The sequence below is a fragment of the Kitasatospora sp. MY 5-36 genome, from assembly GCF_001182915.1.
In the GTDB taxonomy this organism is placed as follows: Bacteria; Actinomycetota; Actinomycetes; order Streptomycetales; family Streptomycetaceae; genus Kitasatospora.
Genome location: NZ_LFVW01000463.1, coordinates 1 through 9,434, shown reverse-complemented (window position 1 = coordinate 9,434; position 9,434 = coordinate 1). Strand labels below are relative to the sequence as shown.

Annotated in this window: 12 protein-coding genes; 9 read left to right on the top strand and 3 right to left on the bottom strand. The window is 73.9% G+C overall.

Features of this window, described 5'->3' with window-relative positions; genetic code table 11:
* On the bottom strand, positions 1 to 1,049 hold a 1,049-nt coding region (locus AE652_RS27015; protein ID WP_234348554.1), incomplete at its 3' end, for a sensor histidine kinase.
* 165 nt (positions 1,050 to 1,214) lie between these two features.
* On the opposite strand from AE652_RS27015, the gene AE652_RS27010 reads away from it, so the two are divergent.
* The 3 genes from AE652_RS27010 (at position 1,215) to AE652_RS27000 (ending at position 2,633) form a co-directional block, all read left to right on the top strand.
* Positions 1,215 to 1,709: a MarR family winged helix-turn-helix transcriptional regulator gene (locus tag AE652_RS27010; protein ID WP_049656044.1), complete on the top strand. Its 495-nt coding sequence runs from the start codon at positions 1,215 to 1,217 to the stop codon at positions 1,707 to 1,709.
* Complete coding sequence (locus AE652_RS27005) at positions 1,706 to 2,230, top strand: winged helix DNA-binding protein (protein WP_082345990.1); 525 nt, start codon at positions 1,706 to 1,708, stop codon at positions 2,228 to 2,230. The genes AE652_RS27010 and AE652_RS27005 overlap by 4 nt, the downstream gene beginning before the upstream one ends.
* A gap of 169 nt (positions 2,231 to 2,399) precedes the next feature.
* Positions 2,400 to 2,633, top strand: coding sequence for a hypothetical protein (locus tag AE652_RS27000; protein WP_049656043.1), 234 nt, complete (start codon positions 2,400 to 2,402; stop codon positions 2,631 to 2,633).
* Positions 2,634 to 2,656: 23 nt separating this feature from the next.
* Here the strand turns inward: AE652_RS27000 and AE652_RS26995 are convergent, their stop codons facing one another.
* Both AE652_RS26995 and AE652_RS26990 read right to left on the bottom strand, forming a co-directional pair.
* Complete coding sequence (locus AE652_RS26995) at positions 2,657 to 3,793, bottom strand: serine hydrolase domain-containing protein (RefSeq protein WP_049656041.1); 1,137 nt, start codon at positions 3,791 to 3,793, stop codon at positions 2,657 to 2,659.
* A 187-nt stretch (positions 3,794 to 3,980) separates the two neighbouring features.
* Positions 3,981 to 4,427, bottom strand: coding sequence for an Lrp/AsnC family transcriptional regulator (locus AE652_RS26990; RefSeq protein WP_049656040.1), 447 nt, complete (start codon positions 4,425 to 4,427; stop codon positions 3,981 to 3,983).
* 93 nt (positions 4,428 to 4,520) lie between these two features.
* Between AE652_RS26990 and AE652_RS26985 the strand changes: the two genes are divergently transcribed.
* From AE652_RS26985 to AE652_RS26960, 6 genes are all read left to right on the top strand, one after another.
* A complete protein-coding gene (locus AE652_RS26985; RefSeq protein ID WP_049656038.1) occupies positions 4,521 to 5,330 on the top strand; it encodes an LLM class flavin-dependent oxidoreductase in 810 nt (269 codons plus the stop codon).
* Entirely contained in the window at positions 5,327 to 5,764 is a 438-nt protein-coding gene (locus tag AE652_RS26980) for a nucleoside deaminase (RefSeq protein WP_049656037.1), read from the top strand. Before AE652_RS26985 ends, AE652_RS26980 begins: the two co-directional genes overlap by 4 nt.
* 77 nt (positions 5,765 to 5,841) lie before the next feature.
* The gene (locus tag AE652_RS26975; RefSeq protein WP_234348553.1) at positions 5,842 to 6,444 is read left to right on the top strand and encodes a hypothetical protein; all 603 of its coding nucleotides are present in this window, start codon (positions 5,842 to 5,844) and stop codon (positions 6,442 to 6,444) included.
* A 217-nt stretch (positions 6,445 to 6,661) separates the two neighbouring features.
* A complete protein-coding gene (locus tag AE652_RS26970) occupies positions 6,662 to 7,525 on the top strand; it encodes an alpha/beta fold hydrolase (protein ID WP_049656035.1) in 864 nt (287 codons plus the stop codon).
* Positions 7,526 to 7,617: 92 nt separating this feature from the next.
* Positions 7,618 to 8,274, top strand: a complete 657-nt coding sequence (locus AE652_RS26965; RefSeq protein WP_049656034.1) for a hypothetical protein — start codon at positions 7,618 to 7,620, stop codon at positions 8,272 to 8,274.
* Positions 8,275 to 8,301: 27 nt separating this feature from the next.
* Positions 8,302 to 9,423 (top strand): low specificity L-threonine aldolase, encoded by a 1,122-nt coding sequence (locus AE652_RS26960; RefSeq protein ID WP_049656033.1) that lies wholly within the window; start codon positions 8,302 to 8,304, stop codon positions 9,421 to 9,423.
* Positions 9,424 to 9,434: the final 11 nt, after the last annotated feature.

Below are 9,434 nucleotides of genomic sequence, written 5' to 3'. Positions count from 1 at the left end.
GGCGTCGAGGCGGACCTTCCGGCGGGTGCGGCGGACGTGCCGACGAACGCTCCGGTGAACGTTCCGGTGGGCGTTGCGCCGCGCGGGGTTGACGCGGGTGCCGAGCCCGTCGCCCGGGCGACGGTGAGCGCGGACGCAGGTACGGGCATGGGCGCGGACGCGGACGCGGGCACGGGCGCAGGTGCGGGCATGGGCACGGCCGCGGGCACAGGCGCGGGGCCGTTGGCCACCCGGAGGCGGGCGCCGTCGGCCGAGTACGCCACCTCCACGGTGACGGCCGCTCGTGGTGCGTGCTTGGCGGCGTTGGTCAGCGCCTCCTGCACCACCCGGTACGCGGCGTGCTCGGTGGCGCGCGGGAGTCCGTCCGGCTCACCGGTGATCTCCGAACGGACGTCCAGGCCGGCGGCGGCCGCCTCGGCGACCAGGTGCGGGATGTCCGAGTCGGCCGGTCCGTGGGCCGCGCGTGCGGCGGCGCCGCTCTCGTCCCCGTCGCGCAGGATGCCGATCACCTCGCCGAGCCGGTCGACGGCGGCGGCCGCGCCCGCCCGGATCTCCTGGACGGCCTCCCGGTGGGGCGGGGCCAGGTCGGGGGCGAGCTTGAGGGCCCCGGCGCGCAGGGCGATCAGGCTGAGGTCGTGGCCGAGGGCGTCGTGCATGTCCTGGGCGATCCGGGCCCGTTCGCGCAGTCGGGCCTGCTCGGCGACGAGTTGCTGCTCGCGCTCCAGCCGCTCGGCCCGCTCCCACCCGGCGCGCACGAGTTCCTGCGACTGCCGCCAGAACCGGCCCAGCAGCCAGGGGCCCATCCCGGTGCTCACGGCGAGCGCGACGAACCGCAGCCCCAGGACGATCCAGGAGGGCACCGCCCCGACCACCAGCACCCCGGCCGCGACCAGCACGGCGAACACCACCGCCGCCGGCCGCACCCGTTGCATCCGCAGCCCGGCCAGGAAGGAGAACCCGATCGCCGGCAGCGCCCACCAGAGGCTCGTGACACCAAGCCCGATACACACCGACGCCACCACGGGCAGCGCCGCCCCACTCATCCGCATGCCCACGACCCTACGAGGGCCGCCGCCGCACCGGATCTGTCGAAAGTCATGCCCGAGGCGCTCCGCCCGGCATCCCGAGCCCCATTCCCCGGCCCCGGCCCCGGCCCCGGCCCCGGCCCCGAAAAATAGTAGCCATGGACATAGTAGCTATGTACTGTATCCGCCGTGAGTTCAACAGCTGAGGGCGCCACCGCGGGATTCCTGGTCTGGCGCCTGTCGATGAAGTGGCGGGTGGCGGTCGACCGGGCGGTCGCACCACTGGGTCTGACGCACGCCCAGTACGCGGTGCTGGCCTCCCTGTACGGCATGTCGCGCTCCGGGCTGCGCCCCAGCCAGCGCCGCCTCGCCGACCACACGGGCCTCGAAGCGCTCTACGTCTCCAAGCTCGCCCGCGCCCTGGAGGCCGCCGGGCTGGTGGCCCGCACCCGGGACCCGGACGACCCGCGCGCCATGCAGCTGTCGCTCACCGAGCAGGGCAGCGACGTCACCCGCCGCGCGATCACGGTGGTCCAGGGCCTCCTGGACCAGCTGCTGGCGCCACTCGGCGGCCAGGACAGCCCCCGCGCCCGGGAGTTCACCCGCGAACTGGCCGTCCTGCTCGACGCACCTCTGGATCCGCCGCACGCCGAGAACGTCGAGAACGCCGAGGAGCCGTCATGACCACCGCCGCCGCACCCGATACCGCCACCAACACCGCCACCACGGCCAACGCCGCACCGGCGACGGCCCCCGCCGCCCCCACGGCCCCCACCGCCGTCAACGGCCGGGTCATCGCTCTGGCCCACTACGCGGCGCGCGCCCCCCTGGAGGGCGTGCTGGACCGCCACGGAGCGACCTTCCACCAGAGCGTGACGCTCCGGGTCGTCGCGGTCGCGGGCGGCTCCATCGCCCGGGACGCGCTCGTCCGCGACGTCACCGGGTCGCTGAAGGCCGAGGAGTCGGTCGTCCATGGCGTGATCGGGGAACTGACCTCCGCCGGGCTGCTCTCGCAGGACCCGGCGGAGGCGTCCCGGCTGCACCTCACGGCGGCCGGCCGCGAACTCTACGAGCGCACCACCGCCGAGGCCGCCGGGATCACCGCCCGCCTGTACGCCGGCATCCCGGCCGAGGACCTCGCCGTCGCGGGCCGCGTCCTGGCGCTGGTCACGGAGCGCGCGAACGCCGAACAGGCCCGCCCCTGACGCCCCGTACGGTCGCCGGCACAGCCGGCCGTCGCGACGGTCTGCCGCCCCGACCGCCCGACTGTGCCGGCTGTTCCGGCTGTTCCGGCTGTTCCGACGACTCGGGTGCGACCGCCCAATGCCCGTGAGATAAAGGTTGGACGCATTCGAACGGGGGGAAGGTGACGGCATGGTCTTCGTCACGGTGTTCCTGGTCGCGCTCGTCGGCGCCATCGTCGGTGCCACGGCCTTCCTGGTACTCCGGGAACGCGCGCGGCGGCACCAGTCCGACAACGCCGAGGGAATGCTGATCGAACAGCACCGGACGGCTCACGCCACGCGCATGCGGGCGACGTACTCCAGCGTGTCCGTCCACCACGGGAACGGTGTGATCGGCGACGAGGGGAACCACCACCGCTCCTGACCGCTCACGGCCCGGCCACCAGCTCAGCGGCACAGGGCGGCGTCGACGACGCCTTCGAGGTGCCGGGTGACGGCGTAGTCGGCCGGGATGGTGGTCATCGCGATGTTCACGGCGCGGCCGTCGTCGGTGACGCCGCCCCGGGTCTCGTAGCCCGGGATGTCGCCGCCGTGCCCCCAGTAGACCCCGCCGCAGGTGAGCGTCCGGCTGAAGATGCCCAGTCCGGCGGCCATGCCGTCCCCGACCGGGACGGTGGTGCGCATCTGGGCGAGTTGGGCCGCGGGCAGCAGGCGGTCCGGGACCAGCAGTTCGGTGAAGAAGCGGTTGAGGTCCGAGTTGGTGGAGATCATCTGCCCGGCCGCCCAGGCCGCCGACGGGTCCAGCTCCGTGAAGTCGGCCAGCGGCGCGTCGGCGGAATCCCTGCGGTAGCCCTTGGGGTGGGCCTCCCGGATCGTCCGGTCGCCCACGGCCGGGAAGTAGGTGTGCCGCAGCCCGATGCGCCGGATGATCCGCCGGTCGATCTCCTCGGCGATCGGCCGTCCGGTCACCCGCTGGACGATCAGGCCGGCCAGCACGTAGTTGGTGCTGCTGTAGCCGAACTTCTCCCCGGGCGCGAAGGCGGGCTTCTGGCCGAGGGCCATGTCCAGCAGCTCCCGGGGCTCGAAGTACCGGGTCCGCAGGGTGGACTCCTCCAGCAGCCCCTCGTAGTCGGGCAGTCCGCTGGTGTGCTGGAGCAGCTGCCGGACGGTGATGCCGTGCCCGTCGATGCCCTCTCCGCGGACCAGGCCGGGGAGGTACGTGTCGACGGAGGCGTCGAGGTCGACCTTCCCCTCCCCGACCAGCTGGAGCACGACGACGGCGGTGAAGGTCTTGGTGTTGCTGCCGATCCGCACCTGCCCGTCGACGGGGACCTTGGCGCCGGTGGCCAGGTCCCCCACCCCCGCGGTGTAGTCGCGGGTCCGGCCCCGCCCGTCCCGGACGGTCGCGAGCGCGGCGGGCATCCCGTCCGTCCGCACCAGCGCGTTCAGTCCCTGCTGCACGGCGTCCGAGGAGGCCGCGGCCGACGTGGCCGGCGCGGCCGCCGGTGCCGCCATGGCGGACGGTGCCGACGCCCCGACGGCCGCGACGGCCCCGGCGGTCGAGAGCGTGAGGGCGAGTGCCATGTGGCGGATGCGCGAACGACGCACGGGTCAACTCCTGTGGAATCGTGGGGGGTAGGAAACCCCCGGTCACGATCGCCAGTCTGTCCGCGCGACGGCCGGCCGACCTCCCCCGATCGAGGGAGCACCTTTCCCTCCCGACTCCCCTCCGACGCCCCTCCGACGACTCCCCTCCGACGCCCCTCCGGAATCAGGGCCGAGCGGGCCCGCGCAGCGGCAGCGTCCGGCTGTAGACGACGCTCGTGGTGGTGCTGCCGAAGCCGGCCAGCTCGTCCACCAGGGTCTCCAGGTGCTCCATGGAGGTCGCCGCCACTTTGAGGGTGTAGCAGTCGTCGCCGGTGGTCCGCAGGCACTCCAGGACCTCCCGCCGCTCGGCGAGCAGTCGCCGCAGCGGCTCGTGCCGGTTGCCCGGGTACTTCAGCCGGACGACGGCGAGCACCGGGTAGCCGACCTTCGCCAGGTCCACCGTCGCGTGGTAGCCGGTGATGACGCCCAGCGACTCCAGGTTCCGCACCCGTTCCGTGGTCGCCGACGGGCTGAGGGACACCCGCCGCCCCAGCTCGCTGAGCGAGATGCGGGCCTCCTGTTGCAGCTGCTCGATGATCGCCCAGTCGGTGTCGTCAAGATTCGCGGCCATGGCGCGAATCTACCGGGAAATCCCCGGCGATCCGCCGGACACAGAGGGAGGATGCCGTTCCGTCCGCCATGATCACGGGGATAGCCTCGATCCATGCAACTTGGCGTCAACGTACCGAACTTCGGCCCCGGGACCGACCCCGGCGTGCTGCGCGAGTGGGCCCGGACTGCGGAGGGCCTCGGCTTCGACCTCCTCATGGTGTCGGACCACGTCGCGGTGACCCCGGACGTGGCCGAGCGGTACCCGGAGCCGTTCTACGAGCCGTTCACCACGCTGTCCTGGCTCGCCGGGACCGCCCCCGGCCTGCGGCTGGGCACGACCGTCCTCGTCCTGCCCTACCGGCACCCGCTGCTGGTGGCGCGGACGGCGAGCACCCTCGACCGGCTCAGCGGCGGCCGGTTCGTCCTGGGCGTGGGGATCGGCTGGGCGCGCCGGGAGTTCGAGGCCCTCGGCGTGCCGTTCGGCGCCCGCGGCAGACTGACCGACGAGTACCTGGCCACACTGCGGGACACCTGGGCGGGCGATTCGGGCCACCGGCCGGTACCGGTGTGGGTCGGCGGCCACAGCGAGGCGGCGCTGCGCCGGGCGGTCCGGTTCGGCGACGCCTGGCACCCGCTGCGGCTCCCCGTCGCCCGGATGCGGTCGGTCCTGGCCGAGCACCCGGTGCCGGGGTTCGCCCCCCGCATCGCCCTGCGGCTGACCACCGCGCCGGTCGACGACCCCGAACGGCCCGCCGGCGTCGGCACCCTCGACCAGGTCCTCGACGACCTGCGCCAGTTGCGCGACCTCGGGGCCGAGACCGTCGTGTTCGACCCCTACCACGGCGATCCGGAGGACACCCGCCGCCCGCGGCAGGCCTGGCGGACCCTCACCACCGTCGCCACCCACTGGAGGACCGCGTGATCACCGAAGCCGACGAGGCCCTGCTGCGCCGCGCCATCGCCCTCGCCGCCCACGCGGTCGCCCTCGGCGACGCCCCGTACGGCTCGCTGCTGGCCGGCCCGGACGGCGAGGTCCTCGCCGAGGCCCACAACACCGTCCGGCGCGACGACGACATCACGGCCCACCCCGAGCTGAAGCTCGCCCGCTGGGCCGCCCGCGAACTCACCCCGGGCGCCGCCGCGCGCACCACGCTGTACACCAGCTGCCAGCCCTGCGGCATGTGCGAAGGGGGCATCCTCCGCTCCGGCATCGGCCGGGTCGTGTACGCGCTCGCCACCGAGCAACTCGTCGAGCTCAACCCCGACTCGGGCGCCTGGCCGGCGGTGCCGACGGACGGCCCCGCCCTGCCCGAGGAGGCCCGGGCCCCGGTCGCGGCCTACTACCGGCGCACCTGACCACCGGCCCCCGCGCCGGATCCGCGACCGTCCGCCCGCACTCCGGCGAGGAATGTCAGTGGCACCGGGGACACTCGGTGGCCCGCGCCGTCGAGCAGGAGAACCCGCACATGCCGATCCACATCGCCGGCCGTCGCCGTACGGCGGCCGCGCTGACCGCCGCGTTCCCCGGCGCGGAGATCGTCGACGTCACCTCCAGGGCGCCGGACCCGTGGGTGCGGCTGAGCCCGTTCTACCCGCACGGCGGCATCCCGGTCCCCTACGGCGACGGCGCGACCAGCCAGTCCGTGGAGGGGATCTGGCAGGCCCTCAAGGTCTTCCGGGACGCCGATGTCGATCCCGCCAAGCTGCACGTCACCTCGATGAAGGGCCTCAAGCGGACGGTGCGCCGCTTCGGCCCCGTCCAGGGCCACCGGACCGGCCTGCACGGCGACCGGCTCCTGTCCTACGAGACGGCCCGCCGCCGGATCTACCTGCCGGCCTACCGATGGGTCCTCGAACACCGCGCCGCCGACCTGGTCGAGCGGCTCCGGGAGAAGGACGAGGTCGTGCTCCTGGACTACACCACCAACGGCGACGTCGCCGACCCCAGCAGCCCGCTCTCCCACGCCGCGCTCGTCCGGCTGTACGCGGAGGGCCGCTGGCCCGCCGAGGACGGCACGGACCCGCACCCCGAGTAACCCCGGGGTGAGCGGTGGGCGGTGGAGCACCGAAGCCGTGCCGCCGGAGGGTGGGCTGATGATCATTCACTGAGTAGGGTGAATCACCGGACCGTGGGCAGCCGTTCGCACGCCGCCCTCGCGCGTCCGCAGGTGACCGCCGGCGCCTGCCACGCACGAAGCAGTCCCCGCGGCCGGCCAGTGCGGCGCAGGGGACCGGAAAGTGAGCAGTAGACAGATGCAACCCACCTTCGTCCTGGTCCACGGGGCTTTCGCGAACTCCTTCTCCTTCGCGCCGCTCCAGGCCGAACTCGGCCTCCTCGGACACCGTTCCGTCGCCGTCGACCTCCCCGGCCACGGCTTCGCCGCGACGTACCCCCGGGCCTACCAGGCGCCGCAGGACCTCGAAGGCCTCGCCACCGCGCCCGGCGCCATCAAGGGCGTCACACTCGCCGACAACGTCGCGCACCTCATCGGGATACTGGAGCGGGCCAAGCGGAACGGGCCCGTCGTCCTCGTCTCCCACAGCCGCGGCGGCCTGACGGCCACGGCCGCGGCCAACCAGCGGCCCGACCTGGTCGACCGCATCGTCTACGTCTCCGCCTGGTGCCCCGTCGACCTCGACGTCAACGCCTACAACGCCGAGCCCGAGATGGCCACGGCCGACGCCGCGGGGCTGATGGCGGCGCTGGTCGGGAACCCGGCCGAACTCGGTCTGCTGCGCATCAACTTCCGCACCGCCGACCCCGGCGTCCTCGCCTCCTTCAAGGCGTCCTTCCTCGCCGACGGCACGGACGACGAGTTCATGCTCTTCCTCAACACCTTCCAGCCCGACGAGAACCTCGACACCGGCACCCCCGACGACCGGGCCCGGCCCGACACCTGGGGACGGATCCCCAAGTCGTACGTCCGGCTGGCCGAGGACGCCGGCATCCCGCTCGCCATGCAGGACCGCATGATCCGCGAGGGCGACGCGCTGACCCCGGAGAACCCCTTCGACGTCCACACGCTCCCCGGCAGCCACCTGAAGTGGCTGGTCGACCCGGCGCCGGCGGCCCGGCTCCTGGGGGACATCGCCGCGCTGCTGCCCGCCGCGTCCTGACGACGACCGGAGGCCGCCCGTCCGCGTCACCCCCGACGCGGGCGGGCGGCCTCGCGGCCCCGACCAGCTCCGGCCCCACCCCGAGGAGGACGATGAACCCCGACGCCCCGCGGAACATCCTGGAGGTCGGCTCCCCCACCGCCGCCGCCCACCCGCCGTACGACGGGGTCCGCGCCACCGACCCGGTCCGCCTGATCCCCTACAGCTGGGTGCGGCAGACCAAACCCGGCGGCACCGTCTCGGCCGTCCTCGGCACCTGGCAGGAGGGCGCCGGCCGGGTCGAGCTCACCGTGCTCCCCGACGGCACCGCGGAGGGCCGGGTCACCGGCCGGGCCGCCGTCCCGCGCCCGTCCCGCCCGCCGTTCCTGCCCGGCTGGTCCGGCGCCGACGGCACCGGGCGTCCGACCGACACCTCCCCCACCCTCCTCAACGACCCGACGCCCGCCTTCCTCGTCCAACTCGCCTTCCCCGAAGCGTGGTTCTGGGTCACCACGGGCGAGGACCTGGAGTCGGTCTACTGCCTCTCCGTATCCGACGCCTCCGCCCAGGTCCAGGACGACACCTACGGCTGGACGGTCCACCAGGGCGGCCGGTTCGCCCTCTGGGACGAGATCGAGCGGCTCCTCGCCGCCTGGCAGGAGGCCGGGCGCCCCGACCTCACCGCCGTCCGGCTCCGCGTCACGGCGGACACCCAGACGGCGTGGATTCCCGGACACCCCGCCCTGCGGTGGGAAAAGCGGTTGGTCTGACCGCGCCACCGGGCTGACAATCGCCGGATGACCGACGACCAGAGCGAGTTCCACCGGCGCCGCGCGGCCCGCATGACCTGCGAGCGCTTCCTCTCCACCGACCGCGTCCTCAGCATCCGCGAACGCCTCGCCCAACTCTCCGCCCTGGACGATCTGGACGTCCTGCCCGACTTCTACGGCAGCGGCGGGCCGGTGCGGCAGCTGGAGGAGCGGACCGCCGCACTGCTCGGAAAAGAGGACGCGGTCTTCTTCCCCACCGGGACGATGGCCCAGCAGGTCGCCCTCCGCCACCACGCCGAACGCACCGGCAACCCAGCCGTGGCGCTGCACCCGCTCAGCCACATCGAACGGCACGAGCGGCACGCCTACACCCAGCTCACCGGCCTGCGCGGCCTCTGGCCCACCACCGAACAGCGCCAGTCGACCCCCGGGGAACTCCACGCGGTCGGCGAGCCCTTCGGCTCCCTGGTCGTCGAACTCCCGCTGCGCGACCCCGGCTACCTCCTCCCCACCTGGGACGAGCTGACCGCCCTCGTCGCCGCGGCCCGCGAGACCGGCGCCCGGGTGCACTTCGACGGCGCCCGGCTCTGGAACACCACGGTCCACTTCGACAAGCGGCTCGACGAGATCGCCGCCCTCGCCGACAGCGTCTACGTGTCCTACTACAAGGACCTCGGCGGCATCAGCGGCGCCGCCCTCGCCGGCGACAAGGCCCTCACCGCCTACGCCCGCACCTGGCGCCACCGCTACGGCGGCCAGCTCTCCCAGCAGTGGCCGGCCGCCCTCGCCGCCCTCCACGGCCTGGACACCGCCCTCCCCCGCATCCCCGCCCACATCCACCACGCCGCCACCGCCCTCACCCCGGCCCTGGCCGCCCTCCCCGGCGCCCGCCTGTACCCCGAGGTGCCGCCCACCCACGAGTACCAACTCTGGCTCCCCCACCCGGCCGAGGCCCTCAACGCCGCCCACCTGGCACTGGCCGAGGAAGAGGGCATCTGGTTCGTCTCCCACTGGGAGGACGCCGCCCCCGGCCTCGCCATGGCCGAAGTCAGCCTCGGCGAACCGGCCCTGGGATGGACGGCGGACGAGGTGACGGAGGTCGGCCTGCGCTTCCTGGAGCTCGCTGCTAGGGCCTGTGTGATGTTGTGATCAGTTGGGTG